The organism is Streptomyces caniscabiei (assembly GCF_014930365.1).
Classification (GTDB): Bacteria; Actinomycetota; Actinomycetes; order Streptomycetales; family Streptomycetaceae; genus Streptomyces; species Streptomyces caniscabiei.
The window spans coordinates 338,488-363,383 of sequence record NZ_JABXWI010000011.1 but is presented as its reverse complement, the minus strand read 5'-3'; the positions used below and the strand labels follow the sequence as shown (position 1 = coordinate 363,383).

19 protein-coding genes are annotated in these 24,896 nt (G+C 71.3%); 8 read left to right on the top strand and 11 right to left on the bottom strand.

The window, feature by feature from the left end:
• Positions 1 to 171: 171 nt before the first annotated feature.
• Complete coding sequence (gene mshC / locus HW837_RS30040; protein WP_093789410.1) at positions 172 to 1,401, top strand: cysteine--1-D-myo-inosityl 2-amino-2-deoxy-alpha-D-glucopyranoside ligase; 1,230 nt, start codon at positions 172 to 174, stop codon at positions 1,399 to 1,401.
• A gap of 404 nt (positions 1,402 to 1,805) precedes the next feature.
• Positions 1,806 to 2,831, top strand: a complete 1,026-nt coding sequence (locus HW837_RS30035) for an SMP-30/gluconolactonase/LRE family protein (protein WP_093789409.1) — start codon at positions 1,806 to 1,808, stop codon at positions 2,829 to 2,831.
• A gap of 115 nt (positions 2,832 to 2,946) precedes the next feature.
• Here HW837_RS30035 and HW837_RS30030 read toward each other — a convergent pair whose 3' ends face one another.
• The 3 genes from HW837_RS30030 to HW837_RS30020 all read right to left on the bottom strand — a co-directional run bounded on the left by HW837_RS30030 (position 2,947) and on the right by HW837_RS30020 (position 6,240).
• A complete protein-coding gene (locus HW837_RS30030; RefSeq protein ID WP_193380438.1) occupies positions 2,947 to 3,987 on the bottom strand; it encodes a PAC2 family protein in 1,041 nt (346 codons plus the stop codon).
• A gap of 169 nt (positions 3,988 to 4,156) precedes the next feature.
• A complete protein-coding gene (locus HW837_RS30025) occupies positions 4,157 to 4,828 on the bottom strand; it encodes a FadR/GntR family transcriptional regulator (protein ID WP_045557068.1) in 672 nt (223 codons plus the stop codon).
• 113 nt (positions 4,829 to 4,941) lie between these two features.
• Positions 4,942 to 6,240 (bottom strand): amidohydrolase, encoded by a 1,299-nt coding sequence (locus HW837_RS30020; protein WP_193382477.1) that lies wholly within the window; start codon positions 6,238 to 6,240, stop codon positions 4,942 to 4,944.
• A gap of 176 nt (positions 6,241 to 6,416) precedes the next feature.
• Here HW837_RS30020 and mtnA point away from each other — a divergent pair, with 176 nt between their 5' ends.
• On the top strand, positions 6,417 to 7,457 hold the full coding sequence (mtnA, locus tag HW837_RS30015; protein WP_045557070.1) for an S-methyl-5-thioribose-1-phosphate isomerase: 1,041 nt from the start codon (positions 6,417 to 6,419) through the stop codon (positions 7,455 to 7,457).
• A 54-nt stretch (positions 7,458 to 7,511) separates the two neighbouring features.
• Here mtnA and mtnB read toward each other — a convergent pair whose 3' ends face one another.
• Genes mtnB through HW837_RS30000 form a run of 3 tightly spaced genes read right to left on the bottom strand, consistent with a single transcriptional unit; the run spans position 7,512 to position 9,456 of the window.
• Complete coding sequence (gene mtnB, locus HW837_RS30010) at positions 7,512 to 8,120, bottom strand: methylthioribulose 1-phosphate dehydratase (protein WP_045557071.1); 609 nt, start codon at positions 8,118 to 8,120, stop codon at positions 7,512 to 7,514.
• Positions 8,117 to 8,851: an acireductone synthase gene (gene mtnC, locus HW837_RS30005; protein ID WP_193380440.1), complete on the bottom strand. Its 735-nt coding sequence runs from the start codon at positions 8,849 to 8,851 to the stop codon at positions 8,117 to 8,119. Before mtnC ends, mtnB begins: the two co-directional genes overlap by 4 nt.
• Positions 8,848 to 9,456: a 1,2-dihydroxy-3-keto-5-methylthiopentene dioxygenase gene (locus HW837_RS30000; RefSeq protein WP_045557072.1), complete on the bottom strand. Its 609-nt coding sequence runs from the start codon at positions 9,454 to 9,456 to the stop codon at positions 8,848 to 8,850. The genes mtnC and HW837_RS30000 overlap by 4 nt, the downstream gene beginning before the upstream one ends.
• Positions 9,457 to 9,988: 532 nt before the next feature.
• On the opposite strand from HW837_RS30000, the gene HW837_RS29995 reads away from it, so the two are divergent.
• The 4 genes from HW837_RS29995 to mtnK all read left to right on the top strand — a co-directional run bounded on the left by HW837_RS29995 (position 9,989) and on the right by mtnK (position 14,952).
• Positions 9,989 to 11,098: a substrate-binding domain-containing protein gene (locus tag HW837_RS29995; protein WP_193380441.1), complete on the top strand. Its 1,110-nt coding sequence runs from the start codon at positions 9,989 to 9,991 to the stop codon at positions 11,096 to 11,098.
• Positions 11,085 to 12,638, top strand: coding sequence for a sugar ABC transporter ATP-binding protein (locus tag HW837_RS29990; protein ID WP_193380442.1), 1,554 nt, complete (start codon positions 11,085 to 11,087; stop codon positions 12,636 to 12,638). Before HW837_RS29995 ends, HW837_RS29990 begins: the two co-directional genes overlap by 14 nt.
• Before the next feature lie 76 nt (positions 12,639 to 12,714).
• Positions 12,715 to 13,761, top strand: coding sequence for an ABC transporter permease (locus tag HW837_RS29985; protein WP_045557075.1), 1,047 nt, complete (start codon positions 12,715 to 12,717; stop codon positions 13,759 to 13,761).
• Between the two features lie 15 nt (positions 13,762 to 13,776).
• Entirely contained in the window at positions 13,777 to 14,952 is a 1,176-nt protein-coding gene (gene mtnK, locus HW837_RS29980) for an S-methyl-5-thioribose kinase (RefSeq protein WP_193380443.1), read from the top strand.
• Here mtnK and HW837_RS29975 read toward each other — a convergent pair.
• The 5 genes from HW837_RS29975 to HW837_RS29955 all read right to left on the bottom strand — a co-directional run bounded on the left by HW837_RS29975 (position 14,938) and on the right by HW837_RS29955 (position 20,900).
• The gene (locus HW837_RS29975) at positions 14,938 to 15,513 is read right to left on the bottom strand and encodes an SMI1/KNR4 family protein (RefSeq protein ID WP_045557077.1); all 576 of its coding nucleotides are present in this window, start codon (positions 15,511 to 15,513) and stop codon (positions 14,938 to 14,940) included. The two genes, mtnK and HW837_RS29975, sit on opposite strands and share 15 nt — an antisense overlap.
• Before the next feature lie 223 nt (positions 15,514 to 15,736).
• Positions 15,737 to 17,353 carry a glycerol-3-phosphate dehydrogenase/oxidase gene (locus tag HW837_RS29970; RefSeq protein WP_045557078.1) on the bottom strand — a complete coding sequence of 539 codons (1,617 nt, stop codon included), beginning with the start codon at positions 17,351 to 17,353 and terminating at the stop codon, positions 15,737 to 15,739.
• A 54-nt stretch (positions 17,354 to 17,407) separates the two neighbouring features.
• Complete coding sequence (gene glpK, locus HW837_RS29965; protein ID WP_060885350.1) at positions 17,408 to 18,946, bottom strand: glycerol kinase GlpK; 1,539 nt, start codon at positions 18,944 to 18,946, stop codon at positions 17,408 to 17,410.
• Between the two features lie 100 nt (positions 18,947 to 19,046).
• Positions 19,047 to 19,844, bottom strand: a complete 798-nt coding sequence (locus HW837_RS29960; protein ID WP_045557080.1) for an MIP/aquaporin family protein — start codon at positions 19,842 to 19,844, stop codon at positions 19,047 to 19,049.
• Between the two features lie 291 nt (positions 19,845 to 20,135).
• Positions 20,136 to 20,900 (bottom strand): IclR family transcriptional regulator, encoded by a 765-nt coding sequence (locus HW837_RS29955; RefSeq protein ID WP_045557081.1) that lies wholly within the window; start codon positions 20,898 to 20,900, stop codon positions 20,136 to 20,138.
• 393 nt (positions 20,901 to 21,293) lie between these two features.
• Between HW837_RS29955 and metH the strand changes: the two genes are divergently transcribed.
• Entirely contained in the window at positions 21,294 to 24,821 is a 3,528-nt protein-coding gene (gene metH / locus HW837_RS29950; protein ID WP_045557082.1) for a methionine synthase, read from the top strand.
• Positions 24,822 to 24,896 lie beyond the last annotated feature (75 nt).

Below are 24,896 nucleotides of genomic sequence, written 5' to 3'. Positions count from 1 at the left end.
TCAGCCACATCCCGGCGGCAGTCGCCGCACAGCCCGAACCCCCGAGTCGGCAGGCGGCCCACCCGCCTGGCGGCACTCGCGCGACAGCCCGTACCCCCGAGCCACCGGGCGACCGGCCGAACCCCCGGAGGGCCCCGCATGGCAACGCGGCGATCGGGTTAGGCTCGTGGCATGCATGCCTGGCCCGCTTCTGAGGTCCCCGCCCTGCCCGGCAAGGGCCGCGACCTTCGGATCCACGACACCGCGACCGATGGGCTCATCACCCTTGACCCCGGTCCCGTCGCCCGTATCTACGTCTGCGGCATCACGCCGTACGACGCGACCCACATGGGTCACGCGGCGACCTACAACGCGTTCGACCTCGTTCAGCGTGTGTGGCTCGACACCAAGCGGCAGGTTCACTACGTCCAGAACGTGACGGACGTCGACGACCCCCTGCTGGAGCGGGCCGAGCGCGACGCCATCGACTGGGTGGCCCTCGCCGAGAAGGAGACCGCCCTCTTCCGCGAGGACATGACCGCCCTGCGGATGCTCCCGCCCCGCCACTACATCGGCGCGGTCGAGGCCATCCCCGGCATCATTCCGCTCGTCGAGCGGCTCCGTGACTCCGGCGCCGCGTACGAACTCGAAGGGGACATCTACTTCTCCGTCGAGTCCGACCCCGACTTCGGCAAGGTCTCCCGCCTGGACGCCGCCACGATGCGCCTGCTCTCCGCCGAGCGCGGTGGCGACCCGGACCGGCCGGGCAAGAAGAACCCCCTCGACCCCATGCTCTGGATGGCCGCACGCGAGGGCGAGCCCAGCTGGGACGGCGGCTCCCTCGGCCGCGGCCGCCCCGGCTGGCACATCGAGTGCGTCGCCATCGCCCTCGACCATCTCGGCATGGGCTTCGACGTCCAGGGCGGCGGCTCCGACCTCGCCTTCCCGCACCACGAGATGGGCGCCTCCCACGCGCAGGCGCTGACCGGCGAGTTCCCCATGGCCAAGGCGTACGTCCACGCCGGCATGGTGGCGCTGCACGGCGAGAAGATGTCGAAGTCCAAGGGGAACCTGGTCTTCGTCTCCGCGCTGCGCCGCGACGGGGTCGACCCGGCCGCGATACGGCTCGCGCTCCTCGCCCACCACTACCGGTCCGACTGGGAGTGGACCGACCAGGTGCTCCGGGACGCCGTGGCCCGGCTCGACCGGTGGCGCGCCGCCGTCTCCCGGCCCGACGGACCGCCCGCGGAGGCGCTGGTCGAGGAGATCCGCGAGGCCCTCGCGCACGACCTGGACGCGCCCACCGCGCTCGCCGCGGTCGACCGCTGGGCCGCCCTCCAGCAGGAGCGGGGCGGTACGGACGAGAGCGCGCCCGGCGTGGTGTCGCGCGCCGTGGACGCGCTCCTCGGCGTGGCCCTGTGAAGCCGTTGCAGTAACGACTCCGCCGTTGCAGTAACGACTCTGCGCAGGCGTCCCCGACGCCACACCTGCCCGAGGGACCTCGATGGGGCGCGTTCTCCGACCGGAGGACGCGCCCCATCGCTCGGCGCCGGGCCGCACGCCGGGCGGACGGCCGACCCGCGAACGGCCAGGCCCGGACCCGAAGACGCGGTGCCCCGAGGGAAGTTCACGGGGCAGCGGGGGAGGAGCTGTTCGGCCGAGTCGGCCAGACCGGCACAATCCGGCCGCGAGCCGTTCCGGGGCTGTCAAGGCGCTGTCGGTCGTGGGGCGAAGGGCTGCGGGGCCGGTCGGCATGTGATGGGGTGACAGACGTCAGTTGAAGCCGGACCGGCCAGCTGCCGGTCCCTTCGTGGAAGGGACGCACAGTGGCACCCCCGCTCCCCCCGCATCCCACGCACTCCCTGTCCGCCCGCCCCGCCCCCCACCTCAGTCGGCGAAGACTGCTCACGGCGTCGGCCGCCACCGCCGGCGCACTGCTCGTCGGGACCTCCGCAGCCTCCGCCACGTCCGCCGCCTCCGCGACCGGCTCGGCCTCCGGGGACCCGTGGCCCGACGTCATCCCCCTGCCGAACGGCTTCCGCCCCGAGGGCATCACCATCGGCGCCGGCCCGTACGCCTACCTCGGCTCCCTCGGCGACGGCTCGATCTACCGCGCCGACCTGCGCACCGGCGCGGGCCGCGTCATCTCGGCCGGCCCCGGTACGCCCTCCGTGGGGCTCAAACTCGACGACCGGGGGCGGCTGTTCGTCGCCGGGCGCGGTCAGGGCGCTCGGGTGGTGGACGTCCGTACCGGCAGGATCGTCGCGTCGTACACGCTCACCACCAGGACGCCGACCTTCGCCAACGACGTCTTCCTCACCCCGAGCGCCGCCTGGTTCACCGACTCGTTCCAGCCCGTCCTGTACGCCCTCCCGATCGGCCGCGACGGCCGGCTGCCGGGCCCGGACGAGGTCGTCACGGTCACCCTCGGCGGCGCCTGGACCCAGACGCCGGGCGAGGCGGTCAACGCCAACGGGATCACCCGCACCCCGGACGGCAAGGCGCTCCTGGTCGTCCAGTCCGGTGTCGGCGGACTCCACCGGGTGAACCCGCGGACCGGCGTCACGACCCTGGTCGACCTGGGTGACGCGGCGCCCCTCACCAACGGTGACGGCCTGCTGCTGCTGGGCCGGCGGCTCTATGTCGTGCAGAACCGGCAGAACGCGATCGACGTGTTCCACCTCTCGGCCGACGGCCGCAGCGGCATCTTCGAGGGCCGCCTCCACGACGCCGACTTCGACGTCCCGACCACGGTCGCGGCCCACAAGAACCGCCTGTATCTGCCCAACGCCCGCTTCACCACGACCCCGACCCCGGACACGACCTACGCGGTGGTGGCGATCAAATGCTGAGCACCTGACAACTCCCGGTCCACTTCCCCGCGCCGCCCAAAGGGGCGCGGGGAACTGCGCGACCGGCCACGACAGACCCGCGGATCCCGCGCAGCGTCATCCGCGGCTGCCGGACTCACTCGTCCGACGAATCGTCATCCTCGGTCTCGGTCTCGGCCTCGGTCTCGGCGTCGGCCTCGCCCGAGGCCTCCGGCCGCGACGGCTTCGCCGGTCGCGTACGCCCGCCGGGGTTCTCCTTCGGGTTCCACGCGCCGGGGCCCGTGTCGCCCCCGTCGGCCGTGGCATGACCCCCGGCCGGACCGGCGGAGCCGGGCCCGCCGTCCCGCCGCCGCAGATACCGCTCGAACTCGCGAGCGATCGCCTCGCCCGACGCCTCCGGCAGCTCCGCCGTGTCCCGGGCCTCCTCCAGCGTCTGCACGTACTCGGCGACCTCGCTGTCCTCCGCCGCCAGCTGGTCCACGCCCACCTGCCAGGCACGCGCGTCCTCGGGCAGCTCGCCCAGCGGGATGCGTACGTCGATGAGGTCCTCCAGGCGGTTCAGGAGGGCCAGTGTCGCCTTCGGGTTCGGCGGCTGCGACACGTAGTGCGGCACCGCCGCCCAGAGCGAGACCGCGGGGACACCGGCGTGCGTGCACGCCTCCTGGAGGATGCCGACGATGCCCGTCGGTCCCTCGTACTTGGTCTCCTCCAGATCCATCCGCTGCGCCAGGTCCGGGTCGGACGTGACACCGCTGACCGGCACCGGACGTGTGTGCGGGGTGTCGCCGAGCAGCGCGCCCAGGACGACCACCAGCTCCACGCCCAGCTCGTGGGCGAAGCCCAGCAGCTCGTTGCAGAACGAGCGCCAGCGCATCGACGGTTCGATGCCTCGGACGAGTACGAGATCGCGGGGCTTGTCGCCGCCGACCCTGACCACCGACAACCTTGTCGTCGGCCAGGTGATCTTCCGTACGCCGCCGTCCAGCCACACTGTGGGACGGTTCACCTGGAAGTCGTAGTAGTCCTCGGCGTCCAGCGCCGCGAACACCTCGCCCTTCCATTCCCGGTCCAGATGCGCGACCGCGGTGGAGGCGGCGTCGCCGGCGTCGTTCCAGCCTTCGAACGCGGCCACCATCACTGGGTCGATCAGCTCGGGAACCCCCTCCAGCTCGATCACCCAGCGCCTCCTTCCGACGTGCCCTCGCGTACGCCCCAACCTTACGGCGTGCCGAGGGGCCCTCCGCAGCCCCCTTGCACGGGGGAGTGAACGGATCACTGCCCCGTTCGCACGACTCAAACACGCGTCGGCGGCCGGAGCCTGAGGTGATCGACTTCTCGGGGCGACGTCAGAGTGACGATCGCAGCCACTGCTCCACGCTCGCGATGTGCACCGTCGCCCAGGAACGCGCGGCGTCGGCGTCGCGGTCGCGGAGGGCGGCCAGGATGGCGCGGTGCTCGTGCAGGGTCCGGCTGACGGCGTCCTCCTGGGTCAGTCCGCGCCAGATGCGGGCCCGTGTGGTGGGGCCGGACAGACCGTCGAGCAGCGAGCAGAGCACGGAGTTCCCCGAGGTCTGCACGATGCCTCGGTGGAACTCCAGGTCGCAGGCGACCAGTTCCTCCACCGACGGAGCGGTGCCGAGCTTGTCCAGCTGGGCCGAGAGCGCGTCCAGTTGCTGCTCGCTGATCTTCAGGGCGGCCATCGCCGTCGCCGCCGGTTCCAGGATGCGGCGCACGGCGAGGAACTCCAGGACCGTGTCGTCGCGATGGAAGTCGACGACGAAGCTCAGTGCCTCCAGCAGGAGTTGGGGATCGAGACTGGTCACATACGTGCCGTCGCCCTGGCGTACGTCCAGGATGCGGATCAACGACAGGGCGCGCACGGCCTCGCGCAGGGAGTTGCGGGACAGTCCGAGGTCGGCGGCGAGCTCGCTCTCCTTGGGGAGCCGGTCGCCGGGGCGCAGCGCGCCGGAGACGATCATGCCCTTGATCTTCTCGATCGCCTCGTCGGTGACTGCCATGGCGACCCCTCCCTGTCATACACGATCGTTCCGGACATTCTTCGTGCTTCGGTCGTTACGGGTCGTTCAGACATCCGATGTATCAGGCCATTATGAGGGCTCCACCGTGTCCATCAGGCCAAAGCCTCCAGGTCCGCCAGGGCCGCCGCCTCGTCCAGGGTGGTGAGGACCCGCTCGCGCATCAGCACCCTCCCCTCGACGACGGTGTCGCGTACGTCCGCCGAGTGCGCGGCGTAGGCGAGGGTGGACCACGGGTCGTGGTGGGGCCGCAGATGCGGGGCGCCCAGGTCGAGCACGATCAGATCGGCCCGCTTGCCCGGCTCCAGGGACCCCAGGTGATCGCCGAGACCCAGCGCGCGGGCCCCCTCGATCGTCGCCATGCGCACCGCCCGCTCCGCGCCCACGGCGGTGGGGTCGCTGGCCGCCTCGTGCACCAGCGCCGCCTGCCGGACGGCACCCAGCACGTCCAGCGTGTTGGAGCTGACCGCCCCGTCCGTGCCCAGCCCGACCGTGACGCCCGCGCCCAGCAGCCGGGGCACCGGCGCGATCCCGCAGCCCAGCTTCAGGTTCGACACCGGGCAGTGGGCGACCGAGGTCCCGGTCCGGGCCAGCGCCGTGATCTCCGGGCCGGTGAGGGCGACCGCGTGGGCGAGCAGCAGGTCGGGGCCGAGCAGCCCGAGCGAGTCCAACAGCTCCACCGGGCGCTTGCCGTACCGCCTCTCCACCGTGGCGACCTCGGTGGCGTTCTCCGCCGCGTGCAGGTGCAGCAGCGCCCCGAACTCCCCTGCCAGGGCTGCCGTGCCGAGCAGCTGCTCCGGGCTGAGCGTGTAGGTCGAGTGCGCGGAGAGGACCGGGCGCGTCCCCGGCCGGCGGGGGCGGTCGGCGAGGTCCCGCCGGGCCCACTCCAGGCGGTCCCCGTACGCCCGGCCGTCCGGGGGGTCGGGCACGTCCATGAAGGTCGGGCCGGTGTGCAGCCGCCAGCCCGTCTCGCGCGCCACCCGCTCGGCCGCCTCGTGGAACCAGTACATGTCCAGCGCGGACGTCACCCCGGCCCGCACGCTCTCGGCGATCGCCACCCGCACCGCCGCCGCCACGTTCCTCGGCGACAGCAGTCGCGCCTCCCACCGCAGCACCCGCTCCAGAAACCCCTGGAGGGTGACGTCGTCCGCGCGGCCCCGCAGCAGCGTCATCGCCAGGTGGGTGTGGGCGTTGACCAGCCCGGGGAGCACCAGACAGCCCACGGCGTCGAGGCTCTCGGCCGGCGCGTACGCCGTGCGGAGCCGGTCCGCCGGTCCGACCGCCAGGATCGTGCCGTCCCGGACGGCGACCGCCCCGTCCCGCAGGCGCGTTCCGGCCGCGTCGACCGTCAGGACGTCACCGCCGTGGACCAGCAGATCGACGTACTCGCTCACGCGGCGTCCCCCTCGGCCCCGTACTCCTTCGGCGAGGCCGGGATGCAAGGCCGCCCTCGTCCCTACGATGCCCTGCCGGCCAGGCGCGGACTCTCGTGCGTCAGTTCCCGAAACAGACTGTTCTTCGAGGTCATGTACGGTGTCGGGCACCTTCGAAACACCAGGAGTGCCCCGCTATGCCCCAGGAACTGCGCGCCGTCGACTGGACGGGAGACGGCCTTGCGCTCATCGACCAGACGGTCCTGCCGCACCGCACCGAGACGGTCGAGATCCGTGACGTCGACGCCCTGGTCTCCGCCATCCGGCGCCTCGTCGTGCGCGGCGCTCCCGCGATCGGGGCCGCGGGCGCGTACGGGGTGGCGCTCGCGATCCTGGAGGGCGAGCGCGAGGGCCGGTCGGCCGAGGAGATACGGGCCGCGGTCGCCCGCGTCCGTGAGGCCCGGCCGACCGCGGTGAACCTGATGGTGTGCGTGGACCGGGTCATGACCCGGTTCGACGAGGGGCTGGACGCGGTGCTGGAGGAGGCGGCCGCCGTCCAGCGCGAGGACGTCGAGGCGAACCGGGCCATGGGGGCCTTCGGCGCCGACTGGCTGCTGAAGCGCGTGGGCCTGGACCGGCCGCTGCGCGTGCTGACGCACTGCAACACCGGGGCGCTGGCGACCGCCGGCTGGGGTACGGCACTCGGCGTCATCCGTGAACTCCACGCGCGGGGCCGGCTCGAAGTCGTCTACGCCGACGAGACGCGTCCCCTCCTCCAGGGGGCCCGCCTGACCGCCTGGGAGCTGGTCCAGGAGGGCATCCCGCACTACGTCCAGGCGGACGGCGCCGCCGCCGGCACGATCCTGCGGGGCGACGTCGACGCGGCGATCGTGGGCGCGGACCGTATCGCCGCCAACGGCGACACCGCCAACAAGGTCGGCACGGTGGGCGTCGCCCTCGCCTGCGCCGACGCGGGCGTCCCGTTCCTCGTGGCCGCACCCACGACCACGGTCGATCTCGACACCGCCTCCGGGGCCGACATCCACATCGAACTGAGGGGCGAGGACGAGGTGTTGGAGTGGGGCGGCATCCGCACGGCCCCGGCCGGGTCCCGGGGGCACAACCCGGCCTTCGACGTGACCCCCGGCCGCCTGGTGACGGCCCTGGTCACGGAGCGCGGGGTGCTGGAGGTGTCGACGGGCGAACTGCCGGGCGGGCACCTGGAGCCGCACGCCTGACCACCGGTGAGGGTCCGGGCGGCAGTGGCGCCGGACCCTCACCCGCTCACCGGTTCAGCGGCCGGTGAGTTCCAACTCCAGCAGCCACTCCACCACTTCGGTGTGGTGGCGGGCCTGACGGGGCGTGGCGCCCCAGACGTACAGGCCGTGTCCGGCGACGACCACCGCCGGCATACGGGGGTCACGGGCGGCCTCCAGACGGTCGCCCAGCTCCTTCATGTCCTGGCTGTTGGCGATGACGGGGAGGGTGACCTCGACGTCGTGGGCGGGCTGGCCGACGCCCTTGAGCATCTCCAGGTCCCGGAAGACGACGCCACCGGGCTCGCGGCGCCCCATGGCGACCGAGGCGACCGTGTGGACGTGGACCACGGCACCAGCCCCGGTCAGCGCGGCCACGCGCGCGTGCAGCTCGGCCTCGGCGGACGGCCTGCCATCCCGTACGGCGGCTCCGTTCCCGTCGACCAGCACCACGTCCGCGGGCGTCAGTTCACCCTTGTCGTGACCGCTCGCCGTCACCGCCAGCCGCAGCGGATCGCGCGAGAGCACCACCGACAGATTGCCCGAGGTGCCGCGCATCCAGCCGAAGGAGGCGAAGCGGGCCGACTCGGCGGCCAGGACCGCGCCCGCCTCCTCCAGGTCGAGTGCCGAGATCTCGGTGGTCATGCGGTGCTCCTCGTGATGGTGATCTCGTCGAACGTCCCCGCCTGCGCGTGGTCGCCGACGCCTTGCTCGTAGTACGGCTCCCCGGGCCGCCGGATGCCGACGGTCCGCCAGCCGGCCTCCCGCGCCGCGTCCAGCTCGCCGGGCCGGTCGGAGAGGAAGAGGATGCGCCCCGGGGTGGCGGCGAGACCGAGGGCCGACGCGATCACGCGGTACGACCCCGCCTCCTGCTTCGGCCCGGCGTTCTCCGTGTCGTACAACCCCTCGACCAGCGGCAGCAGATCCCCCTCGGGGCTCGACCGGAACCAGGCGCGCTGGGCGGCCACGGAACCCGACGAGTACACGTGGAGGCGTACGCCGGCCGCGTGCCAGGCGCGCAGGGCCGGCAGGACGTCGTCGTAGAAGTGGGAGACGAGGTCGCCGCGCGCGAAGCCCTCGGACCAGATGATGCCCTGGAGGGTCTTCAGCGGGGTCGCCTTGCGGTCCTCGTCCAACCAGGCGTTGAGCGCCTTCTCGACACGGGCGTCGTCCGCGTCCGGCTCGGCGAGGAGTTCCCGCACCTGGGCGACGGCCCGCGCCACGTCCGGATCGCCGCGCCGCTCGACGAGCAGTTCCCCGAAGCGGGAGCGGGAGTACGGGTAGAGCACGTCGACGACGAACCCCGTGGCGCTCGTGGTGCCCTCGATGTCGAGCACCACGGAGTCGGGGGAGCCGATGCCGAGGTCCTGGCTCACACCGCTGCCTTGTCCTGCTCGTCCTGCTGGTACCCGGCGTCGATCGTGTCGTAGTCGGGGAAGCGGGAGGCGATGGTGGAGCCGGTGAAGTTGCCGATCCAGCCGTCCTCCTCGTGGAAGAAGCGGATCGCGGTGAACGACGGCGCGGTGCCCATGTCGAACCAGTGCGTGGTGCCGCGCGGCACGCCCAGCAGGTCGCCCTTCTCGCAGTAGACCGCGTGCACCTCACCGTTCACGTGCAGATAGAAGATGCCGGAGCCGGACACGAAGAAGCGGACCTCGTCATCGTCGTCGTGGGTGTGCTCCTGGAGGAACTTCTCCCGGGCGGCCTTCGCCTTCACCGGGAACTCGGGGTCGTCGCTCGGGTGGAGGCCGAGCACGTCGACCGTGGTGAAGCCCTCCTCGGCGTTGAGCCGCTCGATCTCCGGGCCGTACGCGGCGAACACGGTCTCGCTGTCCGCGTCGAACGGGACGTCCTCACGAACCGGCCACTGCTCGTAGCGCACCCCGAGCGGCGCCAGCGCGGCCGCGATCTCGACGGGGTCGGCGGTACGGCGCACCACGGTCTCCGGACCGGACTCGGGCCAGGTGGTCAGCAGGGTCATGAGAGCAACTCCAGGAGTCTGGAAGGGATGTCCGGATACCGGGACGGGCACCCGGGCGGCTGGAAATGGGGGGAAGGCGAGGGGACGAGCGACCGGTCAGCGGTGACACGGGGCGCCGGGACAACAGCGCGTACCGGGCATGCGCTGCGCCGTCGCGTCGGAAGTCGTCATCAGGGCCTCACTGTGTGCCGGTCGGGTGCCGGTACCGCGATGGTAACGCCGGTGCGTGTACCGGCCATGTGTGACGTAGTCGTTGTCTCACGTGCTGAGAAACCGCTCTCATCACTTTGACGCATGGCTGAAATCGTTCTCATGATCTGCGTATGAAGACGCTGCTGCTCGTACGGCGGCTGTACGTGGACCTGCTCCGGTCGACCACGGCCAGCTGTCGCTGACCACTCCCGGAGCCCCGACACGCCCTGACGTGCCCTGCCGTCCCGGGCGTTCGCCGTGCCACGCACGGTGGCGCGTTTTCGCCCTCGCTCCGGGTCGAGTACTTCCTTCCTCCCCTCGCACCGCACCTGGAGCCGTCATGTCCCGCTCGTCCCGCCGTACCCGCCTCCCGCTCGCCGCCCTCTCCCTCGCCTCCGCCTCGGCCCTGCTGCTGTCGGCCTGCTCGCAGTCCACGGACGCCTCGAAGGACACCGGCGACACCGCCGCCAAGGCCTCCGCCGCCACCGGCGAGAAGCCCGCCCCCTTCGCCGACGGCGCGGTCAAGGTCGCCCTCGTCCGGCAGAGCGGCGCCGGCGACTACTTCGAGCAGTGGGGCAACGGCGCGAAGGCGCAGGCCAAGGCCCTCGGCATCGACCTCACCGTGTACGACGCCCAGGCCGACAACGCCAAGCAGGCCACCGACCTGTCCTCGGCGATCAACTCCGGCGCCAAGGCGATCATCATCGACCACGGCTTCCCGGCGACGATCCAGCCGGAGATCGACAAGGCGGTGAAGAAGGGCATCAAGGTCGTCGTCTACGACGTGGACACCGACACCGAGGGCGTCGTCTCCACCCGGCAGAACGACGCGAGCATGGCGCAGGCCGTCCTCGACGTGATGGCCAAGGAGGTCGGCAAGGACGCCAAGGTCGGTTACGTGAACGTCGCCGGCTACGCGGCCCTCGACAAGCGCGACACCGTCTGGAAGTCCACCGTCGAGGCGCAGGGCTGGAAGCAGGCCTTCAAGGTCGGCAAGGTCACCGACTCCACGGCCACCGACAACGTTCCCCTCGTCTCCGCCGCCCTCACCCAGAACTCCGACGTGGCGGGCGTCTTCGCCCCCTACGACGAGCTCGCCAAGGGCACCGTCCTCGCCGTGCAGAACAAGAAGCTCCAGGACAAGGTCAAGGTCTTCGGCGCCGACGTCTCCAACGCCGACATCCAGGCCATCACGGCCAAGGACAGCCCCTGGGTCGCCACGGCCGGCACCGACCCGTCCGCCGTGGGCGCGGCCGTGGTCCGCACGACCGCGCTGGAGCTGGCCGGCCGGCTGAACAAGACCACCGTCGAGTTCCCGGCCGTCGCGATCACCCAGGACTTCCTGCGCGAGAAGAAGATCGAGAACATGGACCAGCTGCGCGAGGCGCTGCCCGCGCTGAACCTGTCGCAGGTCTCGACCGCCGACTGGATCTCGAATGTCGCCCACTGACACCGGTCCCGGGCAGGCGGACGGCGGCGAGGGCGTCGCCGCCGTCCGCCTGCGGGACATCAGCAAGGCCTTCGGCGGCAGAACGGTCCTCGCCTCCGTCTCGCTGGACATCGCGCCGGGCAGCGTGGTCGCGCTGCTCGGCGCGAACGGGGCCGGCAAGTCCACGCTGATCAAGATCCTGTCCGGGGTCCACGCCGACCACGGCGGCGAGGTCCTGGTCGACGGCCGTCCGGTCGCCCTCCACAGCCCCCTGGCCGCCCGGCAGTTGGGCATCCAGACGGTCCACCAGCGCATCGGCGAGGGGGTCGTCCCCGGCCTGACCGTCGCCGAGAACCTGGTCTTCGAGGAGCTGGCGCAGAGCCGCGGCAACCCGTTCCTCAACGGCGGCCGGCTGCTCGCCCGCGCCCGGGAGATCCAGGCCGGCCTGGGCCTCGACTGGTCCGACGCCGTCCTCAAGCAGGACGTCACCGAACTCGGCATCTCCGACCGCCAGTTGCTGATCCTGGCCCGCGCCCTCGCCACCCGCCCCCGGCTGCTGATCCTGGACGAGCCGACCTCCGCGCTCTCCGCCGCCGAGGCCGAGCGCCTGTTCGCGCTGGTGGAGCGGATGCGGGCGGACGGCATCGCGGTCCTCTACGTCTCCCACCGCCTCGGCGAGATCGACGCCCTGGCCGACCGCCTGGTCGTCCTGCGGGACGGCCGTCTCACCGAGGACCAGGCGCGCCCCTTCGACTGGGACGCCGCCCTGCGCGCGATGCTCGCCCAGGCCCAGGAGACCACCACCGCCCGCCCGGTCCGCGAGGGCGACCAGGGCGACGTCGTCCTCTCCCTGCGGGGCGTCCGCCTCTTCGAGGGCCGCACCCCGCTGGACCTCGACCTCCGCGGCGGCGAGGTCACCGGTGTCGTGGGCCTGCTGGGCGCCGGCAAGACCGAACTGGCCCGGGGCCTCTTCGGCGCCGAGCCCTTCACCACCGGCACGGTCGAGCTGGACGGAAAGGCGTACTCGCCCCGCCGCCCCGCCGACGCCATCCGCGGCGGCGTCCACCTCGTCCCCGAGGACCGGCACGCCGACGCCCTCGTCCCCGGCTGGTCGGTGGCCCGGAACATCTCCCTGCCGTTCCTGAAGTCCTTCTCCCGGCTGGGCCTGATGAACACGGCCCGGGAGAACGCCCTCGGCCGCGACACCATCGACGCCCTCGGTGTCGTCGCCCGCGACGAGCACAGCACCGTCGAGGAGCTGTCCGGCGGCAACCAGCAGAAGGTCGTCGTCGGCCGCTGGCTCGCCGAGACCCCCCGTGTCCTCATCCTGGACGAGCCGTTCCGAGGGGTGGACATCGGTGCCCGCCGGGACATCGGCCGCCGCGCCCGCTCCCTCGCCGCCGAGGGCGCCGCCGTGCTCGTCCTGTCCGCCGATGTCGACGAGGTTCTGGAGGTCGCCGACCGGGTCGTCGTCCTCGCCGCCGGAGAGATCCACCTCGACGCCTACGGCGAGGACGCGGAACGCGACCGCGTCATCCAGACCATCTCGGCGTCCGTGTGACCCCGGCCCGCCGCGCAGCGGCCCCAGCCCCAGGACCGACACCCGGACCAGGACCAGGAAGTCCGAGGAAGCACCCATGACCACCACCCAGAGCACCGAGGTGCCCACCAAGGCGGCGCTCCCGCCCGCCACCTCGACCGCCGTCCGCGTCCAGAACGCCGTCATCAAGTACGGCTTCATCTTCGTCACGGTCGCGCTCTTCGCGTACTTCGCGCTCAGCGAGGGCTCCTTCCGCGAGTCGGCGACCCTCCTCGACACCCTCCGGTACGTCTCCGTCGCCGCCATCCTCGGCCTCGGCGTCACCCTCACCATGGCCGTCGGCGGCATGGACATGTCCGTCGGTGCGGTCGCCGGCCTCGGTGTCTCCGTCGCCGCCCAGAGCATGGTCGTCCTCAACCAGATCGGTACGGTCGCGATCCTGGCCGTCCTCGCGGCGGGCGCCCTCGCGGGCCTCCTCAACGCCCTGCTGATCGTGGTGCTGAAGATCCCCGACATGCTGGCCACGCTCGGCACCATGTTCGTCATCCAGGGCACCAAGCTGATCCTCGTCGACGGCCAGTCGATCACCCCCGGCATGACCCTGGATGACGGCACCACCGCCCCCGGCAAGTTCACCGCCGGCTTCCTGAAGATCGACCGGGGCACGATCCTCGGTGTCCCGATCTCCGTGCTGATCTTCGGCGCGCTCACCGTCGCCGCCTGGGTCTTCCTGGCCCGCACCCGCTGGGGCCGCGTCTTCTACGCGATCGGCGCCAACCCCGAGGCCTCCCGGCTGGCCGGCATCCGCGTCGGCGCGTATCGCGCGCTGGCGTACGTCCTCTCCGGCGTCCTCGCTTCCGTCGGCGGCCTCATCCTGGCCTCCCGCATCGGCCAGGGCGACGTCAGCGCGGGCACCTCCCAGCTGCTGGAGGCGGTCGCGGTCGCCCTCGTCGGCACCTCGGTCCTCGGCCGGGGCCGCCCGAACGTCTGGGGCACCGCCCTCGGCGCGGTCCTCATCGGCGTCATCACCACCGGCCTCACCATCAAGGGCCTGCCCTACTACACCCAGGACGTCGTCGAGGGCGCGGTCCTCATCCTCGCCCTGGTCTTCAGCTTCACGTTGTCCAAGCGCCGCACCGCATAAGGGAGTTCACCGACCATGGGCTACCGCATCCTGGAGACCGACGACATCCCCGCGTACCTGCGCGAGCGGGGCCACTGGGAGGACACCGGTGACATCACCGTCCGCGAGGTGTCGGACGGCAACGTCAACCGGGTCTTCCTCGCCTCGAACCGCGACGGCAGCCGCAGCCTCGCCCTCAAGCAGGCCCTGCCGTGGGTCCGCGTCGCCGGCCCCTCCTGGCCGCTGAGCCCCGACCGCTCCGACGCCGAGGCCCGCGCCTACGAGCAGCTCGCCAAGGTCGCGCCCGACGAGATCCCGTCGATCCACGGCTACGACCCCGAGAACCACGCCCTCGTCATGGAGGACCTCTCCGACCTGGAGGTCCTGCGCACCCTCCTCAACGAGGGCGCCTCCTACGGCCCGCACACCTCGCCCCAGATCGGCCGTCTCGTCGCCCGGCTCTCCTTCGCCACCAGCGACTTCGGCATGACCTCCGCCGACCGCAAGGCGCTGCTCGCCGCCTCGGTCAACCCCGAGCTGTGCAAGATCACCGAGGATGTCGTCCTCTCCGAGCCCTACATCGAGCACGAGCACAACCACTGGCACCCCGGCCTGGACGACCTGGCCGCCGCCTTCCGCGCGGACACCGTGCTGCGCACCGAGGTCGCCGACCTGCGCCATGCCTTCATGACGAGCGCCCAGGCCCTCCTGCACGGAGACCTCCACTCCGGCAGCGTCATGGTCGGGACGCGCGCGGGCGCCCATGTCGTGCGGGTCTTCGACCCCGAGTTCTCCTTCGTCGGCCCCATCGGCTTCGACCTCGGCCTGTACTGGGCCAACGCGCTCGTCTCGGAGGAACGGGCCCGCGCCCTGGGGACCCTGACGGACCACGGCGACCAACTGCGGCTCTCCTGGGAGGCCTTCCAGACCGAGTTCCGCCGTCTGTGGCCCACCCGGGTCGACACCTTCTTCGACGACGCCTACCTCGACCGCTTCCTGACCCGCGTCTGGACGGAGTCCCTCGGCTTCGCCGGCACGGAACTCGTCCGCCGCATCATCGGCTTCGCCCACCTCACGGACCTGACGACCCTCGACGACCCGGTCCCGGCGTCGCGCCGGGCGCTGCTGCTGGGCCGTGAACTCATCGTCCGCCGTACGGAGCTGACCTCACCGGACGCCGTCCGCGACCTCGTCGCCTCACCACTCGGCTGACGCGGCGTCGAACCACTCCTTCCCGGCGGCCCAGTGCGCCACCCAGCCGCCGAAGCCGGGCGCGGAGGTCGTATGCCCGAACTCCGCGCCGAACGGCATGGCACCCACGTCGGTGATGTGCCATATGTGTCCCCGATGGGGGCCGGTGACGACGAGATGCCAGTTCATGGCGCACCCGTCCGTGCCGAGCACGATCGAGCCGTGGTGGTAGACCTTGTCGACGGCTTCGTGCCAGTCGTCGTCGTACGGGCCCTCGTCCTCCTCCCACAGCCAGGGCGCGGTGAGCGGGAACGGCTCGCCGAGGGCTCGTTTCGCGCCGTCGTCGCCCCAGTCCGACGGCAGCTCGGCCGGCCCCACGAGCCCGTACTCGGGCGGCCCCTGCGAGGAGCCGTCGGAGATCTCCGCCACGAACGTCCGGTACGGCTCGGGGAGCACCACCGAGTGCTCCGCCTCGAAGGCGCGCACGGCGTCCCAGCCGAGCGCCGACCTCCCGCCGCCGTCGACGGCGAAGGCCGTGCGCAGGGCGGCCAGTTCGGCGGGGTCGGCGTGATCGATGTCCATGCGGTCATGAAAGCACCCGGCACTGACAACCGGCCCGACGGCAACGGCAGAGGCCACGGCAATGGCCACGGCAAAGGTGACGGCAGCGCGAGGGTATTTCGCGACAAAGGGGCGGCTCCGTCGAGGGAGCCGCCCCTTCGCCGTGGTCCGGCCCCAGAGCGGAAGGGGGCCGACCCTCTCGATGCCGGCCCCGGTCAGGGGAGGAGCCGGCACCGACATCCGGTTACTTCTTGTCGAGCAGGTCCTGGACCTTCGCGCGGACCTCGTCCGTCGCCAGGCCCCTTATCGTCAGCGTCGTCCGCCGGCGCAGGACGTCGTCGGCCGTCTCGGCCCACTCGGTGTCGCGGGCGTAGACGACCTGCGCCCAGATCTCGGGCGCGTCGGGGTGGACCCGCTCGCCCAGCTCGGGGTTCTCGTTGGCGAGGCGGGCGATGTCGAAGGCGAGCGACCCGTAGTGCGTGGCCAGGTGCCGTGCCGTGTCGGCGCCCATCCGCGGGCCCGGCGCCGGACGGTCCACCAGCAGCCGGTGCGCGACCGCGCGCGGGTTGGCGACACCCGGCAGCGGCAGCTTCTTCGGCAGCGAGGCCACCGGCTCGAAGTCCTCGCCCAGCGGGTGCCCGGGCAGCGCCTCCAGCTTCTTCATGATCGTGCGGCCGATGTGCCGGAACGTCGTCCACTTGCCGCCCGCGACGGACAGCATGCCGCCCCGGCCCTCGGTGACGACCGTCTCCCGCTTGGCCTTGGCGGTGTCACCGGGCCCGCCCGGCAGCACCCGCAGACCGGCGAAGGAGTACGTGATCAGGTCACGGTCGAGCTGCTGGTCCCGGATGGAGAACGCGGCCTCGTCGAGTATCTGGGCCGTGTCCTTCTCGGTGACCGCGACGTCCGCCGGGTCGCCCTCGTACACCTCGTCGGTCGTACCGAGCAGCAGCATGTCCTCCCAGGGGAGGGCGAAGGTGATGCGGTACTTGTCGATCGGGGTGGCGAGCGCGGCCTTCCACGGAGCCGTCCGCTTCAGCACCAGGTGCGCACCCTTGGACAGACGGATGGAGGGGGCCGCGTCCGGGTTCTCCATCCGGCGCAGGTGGTCGACCCACGGCCCGGTCGCGTTCAGCACCAGCCGGGCGTCGACGCCGAACTCGTCGCCGGAGAGCCGGTCGCGCAGCTCGGCACCGGTCACCCGGCCCTTGGTGAAGCGCAGCCCGGTGACCTCGGCGTGGTTCAGGACGACGGCACCCGACTCGACGGCCGCGCGGACCGTCATCAGGGCCATCCGGGAGTCGTTCATCTGGTCGTCGCCGTACACCGCGACGGCCTTGAGGTTGTCGGTGCGCAGCTCGGGCACGTCCTGCGCCGCCTTGGCGGGGGAGAGCAGGTGACCGACACCGTCACCGAAGGCGGAGAGCGCGGAGTAGGCGAAGACGCCCGCCCCGAGCTTCGCCGCGCCGTGCGGCCCGCCCTTGTACACGGGGAGGTAGAACGTGAGCGGGTTCGCCAGGTGGGGGGCCACCTGGCGGGAGACCGCACGGCGCTCGAAGTGGTTCTCCGCCACCAGCTTCACCGCGCCGGTCTGCAGATAGCGCAGACCGCCGTGGAGCAGCTTGGAGGAGGCGGAGGAGGTGGCGCCGGCGAAGTCGCCGGCGTCGACCAGGGCCACCCTGAGCCCGGACTGCGCGGCGTGCCAGGCGGTGGAGATGCCCAGGATGCCGCCGCCGATCACGAGGAGGTCGTACGACGCCTTGGAGAGCTGTTCCCGGGTCTCGGCACGGCTCGGGTTCGAGCCGGACGCCGGACGCGTCCCCAGGGCAGGCAGGGTCTGCAGGGTGGTCTGACTGGTCATGTCGGGTTCTTACTCCTCATCAGAGCCGGTACGGAGCCTTCGCGGGCCCCTGAATCAGCTCTCGTCCTCGATCCAGCCCATGGTCCGCTCGACGGCCTTGAGCCAGCTCTTGTACTCACGGTCGCGGGTGTCCGCGTCCATACGGGGGGTCCACTCGGCGGCCCGGCGCCAGTTGGCGCGCAGGTCGTCGGTGCTGGTCCAGAAGCCGACGGCGAGACCGGCGGCGTAGGCGGCGCCGAGGCAGGTGGTCTCGGCGACCATCGGACGGACCACGGGGGCGTCCAGGAAGTCCGAGAGCGTCTGCATCAGCAGGTTGTTGGAGGTCATGCCGCCGTCGACCTTGAGGGCCGCAAGCTCGACGCCCGAGTCCTTGGTCATGGCGTCCGTGATCTCACGGGTCTGCCAGGCGGTGGCCTCCAGGACGGCGCGCGCGAGGTGCGCCTTGGTGACGTACCGGGTGAGACCGGCGATCACACCGCGGGCGTCGGAACGCCAGTACGGGGCGAACAGACCGGAGAAGGCCGGCACGAAGTACGCGCCGCCGTTGTCCTCGACCGAGAGCGCGAGGGTCTCGATCTCGGCGGCGGTGGAGATCAGGCCCATCTGGTCGCGCATCCACTGCACCAGCGAACCGGTGACGGCGATCGAGCCCTCCAGGGCGTAGACCGGCTTCTGGTCGCCGATCCGGTAGCCGACCGTGGTCAGCAGGCCGCTGTAGGAGTTGATGATCTTCTCACCGGTGTTCAGCAGCATGAACGTGCCGGTGCCGTACGTGGACTTGGCCTCGCCCTCCTCGAAGCAGGTCTGGCCGAACAGGGCCGCCTGCTGGTCGCCGAGCGCGGAGGCGACCGGGATGCCGCCGAGCAGGTCGCCGAGGCGGCCGCCGGTGACCTCGCCGTACACCTCGGCGGAGGAGCGGATCTCCGGGAGCATCGACAGCGGGACGCCGATGGACTCGGCGATCTTCTCGTCCCACTCCAGGGTGTGCAGGTTCATCAGCATGGTGCGGGAGGCGTTGGTGACGTCGGTGTAGTGCTTGCCGCCGTCGACACCGCCCGTCAGGTTCCAGATGACCCAGGTGTCCATGGTGCCGAAGAGGATGTCGCCGGCCTCGGCGCGCTCGCGCAGGCCCTCGACGTTGTCGAGCAGCCAGCGGGCCTTCGGACCGGCGAAGTACGAGGCCAGCGGCAGACCGGTCTCGCGGCGGAAGCGGTCCTGGCCGACGTTGCGGCCGAGCTCGCGACAGAGGGCGTCGGTACGGGTGTCCTGCCAGACGATGGCGTTGTGGACGGGCTCACCGGTGTTCTTGTCCCAGAGCAGCGTGGTCTCGCGCTGGTTGGTGATGCCGATGGCCTTGATGTCGTCACGGGTGATGCCGGCCTTCTCGATGGCCCCGGCGACGACCTCCTGGACGTTCGTCCAGATCTCGGTGGCGTCGTGCTCGACCCAGCCCGGCTTCGGGAAGATCTGCTCGTGCTCCTTCTGGTCGACGGAGACGATGCGTCCGTCGCGGTCGAAGACGATGCAGCGGGACGAGGTCGTGCCCTGGTCGATGGCGGCGATGAACGGGCCGGCGGTGTGGGCGTCGGTCACGGTGTGCTCCTGAAAGGTCAACTGGTCAACGGGCTGTACGTACGGCGCGTGCTGAGCGTTCCGCGGGACGGGCCCGCGGAACGGCGGCTCAACGGGTTTCTCAGACGAATGCGACGTTGTAGAGGCCTGCGGCGAGGGCGGCACCGATCAGGGGGCCGACCACCGGGACCCAGGCGTAGCTCCAGTCCGACCCGCCCTTGTTGGGCAGGGGCAGCAGGGCGTGCACGATGCGCGGACCGAGGTCACGGGCCGGGTTGATCGCGTAACCGGTCGGGCCACCGAGGGACAGACCGATGGAGACCACGACGAGCGCCGTGATCAGGGCACCGAGGGTGCCGAGGCCCTTGCCGGAGTCGTTGAGACCCTGTGTGAGCACCGCCAGGACCAGCACGACGGTGCCGATGACCTCGGTGGCGATGTTCAGGACCGCGTTGCGGACCTCCGGGCCGGTGGAGAAGATGCCGAGCACGGGGCCGGCGCCCTGCTCCCGGGCCTCGACCGACTTGGCCTTGGCCCGCGTCTTCTCGTCACCGACGATCTCCGCGTCGGTGAGGTGCGCCTGGAACTGCCCGTAGTAGGCGATCCAGACCAGAGCGGCACCGATCATGGCGCCGAGCAGCTGCCCGCCCCAGTAGATCGGGACGTCGCCCCACTCGATGCCGTCCTTCTTCAGCGCGAGCGCGAGGGTCACGGCCGGGTTCAGATGGGCGCCGGAGAGCGGCGCGGAGGTGTAGACGGCGGTGAGAACGGCAAAACCCCACCCGAAGGTGATGGCGAGCCAACCGGCGTTACGGGCCTTGGAGGCCTTCAGCGTGACGGCCGCGCAGACGCCGCCGCCGAGCAGGATGAGTATGGCGGTACCGATGGTCTCGCCGATGAAGATGTCGGAGCTGGACACCCGCGACTCCTTTGTCCTTCGTCCAGGGGAAAGAGTTCGGCCCATGGCGTTGTCACACTCTAGCGCGTATTGCCGGTAGGTGTTCGACAATGTCGACCGATGGACGGGAGTCTTGCTCCGGGGTTACAGGCGCGTCAAGAGCTGAGTTGTCGAAAACGGGATCGTTATTGATCGAAACGGCCCGTTGATCTTGGGGTCGCTGCTACGGGCGTACACGCGCGCACGGCGAAGGCCGGGACATCGTGGGATGTCCCGGCCTTCGCCGTGTCGTGTGGCGGGAGAGGAGGACGGTCAGAACCGTCCGGCGCCCAGGTCCCGCGAGACCGCGCGGGCACAGTCCCGCACGGCCGCGATCAGCTCGGGGCGCAGCTCGCCGTCGCGGCACAGCCGCTCCACGGCGCCGGTGATGCCGACCGCGCCGACGGGCATCCGCCGCCGGTCGTGGATGGGTGCGGCGATCGACGCCACGCCCTCCCAGGTCTCCTCGACGTCGGCCGCGTACCCGCGTGCGCGGGTGAGGTCCAGGACGTGCTCGAAGTCGGCCAGCACGTGCACGGTCCGGTCGGTGAACGCCTTGCGCTCGCTCTCCAGCACCTCGCTGTGGGCCACCGGGTCGTAGGCCGACAGGACCTTGCCCAGGGCCGTGGAGTGCAGCGGCTGCATGGCCCCTATCTCCAGGACCTGCCGGCTGTCGTCGGGCCGGAACACGTGGTGCACGATCAGCACGCCCTGCTGGTGCAGCACCCCCAGGTGGACGCTCTCGCCGCTGGAGCGGGCCAGGTCGTCCGTCCAGACCAGTGCGCGCGCCCGCAGCTCGTGGACGTCGAGGTACGTCGTCCCGAGCCGCAGCAGCTCGGCCCCCAGCTGGTAGCGCCCCGAGGCGTCGTCCTGCTCGACGAAGCCCTCATGCTGGAGCGTGCGCAGTATGCCGTGGGCGGTGCCCTTGGCGAGGCCCAGCGAGGAGGCGATGTCCGACAGGCCGAGCCGCCGTTCGCCGCCCGCGAGCAGGCGCAGCATCGCGGCCGCCCGTTCGAGCGACTGGATGTTCCGTGCCATCGCCGTCCTGCCTCCGTCCCCTTCGGCCGCCGTACGCGACTGAACTTCCATCGTTCGGCAATGTCGAACACTACCGGTCGTTGCCGACCTCCCGCTAATGGCCGTCACTAGCTTTTCGGCCACGCTCGCCGTGCGGTGGCGTTCACGTGGCCGTCCGGTGTCCTTCCGGTGCCCGTGGCGCGCACATGTGGCCGTGGGGTGTCCGAAGCGTGCCGGAGTGGTGTCCGTCGTTCTTTTCGTCGTCGGAGTAAACCGCACCCGAGCGGGTGCGCCACGCCGGTCCGCCTCGTGGACGCCCCTGACCATCCGTGCCCCGCCGGGCTAGGCTTGCCGCGTGCGCCTTCCGTGGGAGGGCGCAAAGCCGACAGCCGTCGCACTCCAGGGAGCAGCTCCATGGCCTCGTCGCCGAACACGTCCCTCACGTCCGCCGCCGCAGGCCGGGCCCGATCCGAGGCCCTCCGCGAGGCCCTCGCCACCCGTGTGGTGGTCGCCGACGGCGCGATGGGCACGATGCTGCAGGCGCAGGACCCCACACTGGAGGACTTCCAGCAGCTGGAGGGCTGCAACGAGGTCCTCAACGTCACCCGCCCCGACATCGTCCGCTCGGTGCACGCCGCGTACTTCGACGCGGGCGTCGACTGCGTCGAGACCAACACCTTCGGCGCCAATCTCACCGCCCTGGGCGAGTACGACATCCCCGAGCGCACCACCGAGCTGTCCGAAGCCGGCGCCCGCATCGCCCGCGAGACGGCCGACGAGTACGCCGCCCGCGACGGGCGGCAGCGTTGGGTGCTCGGCTCCATCGGCCCCGGCACCAAGCTGCCCACCCTCGGCCACACCACCTTCACCGCCATCCGCGACGCCTACCAGCAGAACGCCGAGGGCCTGCTGGCCGGCGGCGCCGACGCGCTCCTGGTGGAGACCACCCAGGACCTGCTGCAGACCAAGGCCTCCGTCATCGCCGCCCGCCGCGCGATGGAGACCGCCGGATACGACGTCCCCCTGATCGTGTCCGTGACGGTCGAGACGACCGGCACGATGCTCCTCGGCTCCGAGATCGGTGCCGCGCTGACCGCGCTGGAGCCGCTCGGCATCGACATGATCGGCCTGAACTGCGCCACCGGCCCCGCCGAGATGAGCGAGCACCTGCGCCATCTGGCCCGCCACTCCCGCATCCAGCTCTCCTGCATGCCCAACGCCGGCCTGCCGGTGCTGACCAAGGACGGCGCCCACTACCCGCTGACCGCGCCGGAGCTGGCCGACGCCCAGGAGAACTTCGTCCGCGAGTACGGCCTCTCCCTCGTCGGCGGCTGCTGCGGCACCACCCCCGAGCACCTGCGCCAGGTCGTCGAGCGGGTCCGGGACCTCGCCCCCACCGCCCGTGACCCGCGCCCCGAGCCGGGCGCCGCCTCCCTCTACCAGAGTGTGCCGTTCCGTCAGGACACCGCCTACATGGCGATCGGTGAGCGCACGAACGCCAACGGCTCGAAGAAGTTCCGCGAGGCCATGCTTCAGGCCCGCTGGGACGACTGTGTGGAGATGGCCCGCGACCAGATCCGCGAGGGCGCCCACATGCTCGACCTCTGTGTCGACTACGTGGGCCGCGACGGCGTGGCCGACATGGCCGAACTCGCCGGCCGTTTCGCCACCGCCTCCACCCTGCCGATCGTGCTGGACTCCACCGAGGTGGACGTCATCCGGGCCGGGCTGGAGAAGCTCGGCGGCCGGGCGGTCATCAACTCCGTCAACTACGAGGACGGCGACGGCCCCGAGTCCCGATTCGCCAAGGTCACCCGCCTGGCGCAGGAGCACGGCGCCGCGCTGATCGCGCTGACCATCGACGAGGAGGGCCAGGCCCGCACCCCGGAGAAGAAGGTCGAGATCGCCGAACGGCTCATCGACGACCTCACCGGGAACTGGGGCATCCACGAGTCGGACATCCTCATCGACACCCTGACCTTCACCATCTGTACCGGTCAGGAGGAGTCCCGGGGGGACGGCATCGCCACCATCGAGGCGATCCGCGAACTCAAGCGCCGCCACCCGGACGTGCAGACCACCCTCGGCCTGTCGAACATCTCCTTCGGCCTGAACCCGGCCGCCCGGATCCTGCTGAACTCGGTCTTCCTCGACGAGTGCGTGAAGGCCGGACTCGACTCCGCCATCGTGCACGCGTCGAAGATCCTCCCCATCGCCCGCTTCAGCGAGGAGGAGGTGAACACGGCCCTCGACCTCATCCACGACCGCCGCGCCGAGGGCTACGACCCGCTGCAGAAGCTGATGGCGCTCTTCGAGGGCGCCACCGCCAAGTCCCTGAAGGCGGGCAAGGCCGAGGAGCTGGCCGCTCTGCCGTTGGAGGAGCGTCTCAAGCGGCGCATCATCGACGGCGAGAAGAACGGCCTGGAGGCCGACCTCGACGAGGCCCTCCAGACCCGCGCCGCCCTCGACATCGTCAACGACACCCTCCTGGACGGCATGAAGGTCGTCGGCGAACTCTTCGGCTCCGGCCAGATGCAGTTGCCGTTCGTGCTCCAGTCGGCGGAGGTGATGAAGACCGCCGTCGCCCACCTCGAACCGCACATGGAGAAGTCGGACGCCGAGGGCAAGGGCACCATCGTCCTGGCGACCGTCCGCGGTGACGTGCACGACATCGGCAAGAACCTCGTCGACATCATCCTGTCCAACAACGGCTACAACGTCGTCAACCTCGGTATCAAGCAGCCGGTCTCGGCGATCCTGGACGCCGCCGCCGAGCACCGCGCCGACGTCATCGGCATGTCGGGCCTGCTGGTGAAGTCCACAGTGATCATGAAGGAGAACCTTCAGGAGCTGAACCAGCGCGGCCTGGCCGCCGACTACCCCGTCATCCTCGGCGGCGCCGCGCTCACCAGGGCGTATGTCGAGCAGGACCTGCACGAGATCTACGAGGGCGAGGTCCGCTACGCCCGCGACGCCTTCGAGGGGCTGCGCCTGATGGACGCCCTCATCGGCGTCAAGCGCGGGGTGCCGGGCGCGCAGTTGCCCGAGCTGCGGCAGCGCCGGGTCAAGGCCACGGCCGCGGCCACGGTGGTGGAGGACCGGCCGGAGGAGGGCCACGTCCGCTCCGACGTCGCCACCGACAACCCCGTGCCCACGCCCCCGTTTCAGGACACCCGCGTGGTCAAGGGCATCCAGCTCAAGGAGTACGCCTCCTGGCTGGACGAGGGGGCGTTGTTCAAGGGCCAGTGGGGGCTGAAGCAGGCCCGCACGGGCGACGGGCCGACGTACGAGGAGCTGGTCGAGACCGAGGGGCGGCCCCGGCTGCGCGGGCTGCTGGACCGGCTCCAGACCGAGAACCTGCTGGAGGCGGCCGTGGTCTACGGCTACTTCCCTTGCGTCTCCAAGGACGATGACCTGATCATCCTGGACGACGACGGCAACGAACGGACCCGGTTCTCCTTCCCGCGCCAGCGCCGTGGCCGCCGGCTCTGCCTGGCCGACTTCTTCCGCCCCGAGGAGTCCGGCGAGATCGACGTCGTCGGTCTCCAGGTCGTCACCGTCGGCTCCCGCATCGGTGAGGAGACCGCCAAGCTCTTCGAGGCCAACGCCTACCGGGACTACCTCGAACTCCACGGCCTGTCCGTGCAGTTGGCCGAGGCCCTCGCCGAGTACTGGCACGCCCGCGTCCGCTCCGAGCTGGGCTTCGCCGGCGAGGACCCCGCCGCGATCGAGGACATGTTCGACCTGAAGTACCGGGGCGCGCGTTTCTCCCTCGGCTACGGTGCCTGCCCCGACCTGGAGGACCGCGCCAAGATCGCGCAGCTCCTCGAACCCGAGCGGATCGGTGTCCAGCTCTCGGAGGAGTTCCAGCTCCACCCCGAACAGTCCACCGACGCCATCGTGATCCACCACCCCGAGGCGAAGTACTTCAACGCCCGGTAGGCCCCCACACAGGGCCTCAGCCGCATCGAAAGGCGCTTGTCCGCGCGGCGTCGTAGACTAGTCGGTCCACCGCAG